Below are 679 nucleotides of genomic sequence, written 5' to 3' on the forward strand. Positions count from 1 at the left end.
AAATTCCTTCACCCACGTTGACGGCTGGTTGATGAATATGCCCACAAATTATGCCATAGACGCCTTGTTTTTTTGCTTCGTGGATCACCGCTTTTTCAAATGCGCCAGTTGCTTCACTTGCTTTATGCACTAGCGCTTTTATCCAAGAGGCCAATGACCAATAATTACCGCCAAATAAACGGCGAATGCGATTAGTCCAACGATTTAAAAAAAGTAAAAAGTCGTATCCTGCATCGCCCGCAATACTGATTAATTTGTTGTAGCGGGTTGCTGAATCAAAATCGTCGCCATGCAACAGTAAAAACCGTTTATTGGCTTTTGTGGTATGGATATATTGTTTATGTACTTCAATACCGAATAATGAATCATTGGCATAATGGCGAAAGGTTTCGTCGTGGTTACCCGGTATATAGATCACTCGAGTGCCATCTTTCGCTTTTTGTTGAATAAGCGCTAATACATCATAATGACTAGGATGCCAAAAGAACTGTCGTTTCATCGACCATAAATCGACAATATCACCGACCAAATACAGAACATCGCATTCAATCGCATTTAAAAAGTCTAGTAAATACTGCGCTTGGCAGTCTTTATAACCTAAGTGAACGTCGGAAATCCAAACGGCAGGATAGTGGGTTTTACTACTACAAGTGGTGTTATTCATGGCATTTACTCATGG

Annotated in this window: 1 protein-coding gene; it reads right to left on the minus strand. The window is 40.4% G+C overall.

Translation table 11 applies throughout. The annotated features are described in order from the left end of the window. The coding region (locus E0L37_RS21240) for a UDP-2,3-diacylglucosamine diphosphatase (protein WP_133493628.1) at positions 1-664 on the minus strand (664 nt) is incomplete at its 3' end. Positions 665-679: the final 15 nt, after the last annotated feature.

It is taken from the genome of Alcanivorax sp. 24 (assembly GCF_004360225.1).
Lineage (GTDB): Bacteria > Pseudomonadota > Gammaproteobacteria > Pseudomonadales > Alcanivoracaceae > Alloalcanivorax > Alloalcanivorax xiamenensis.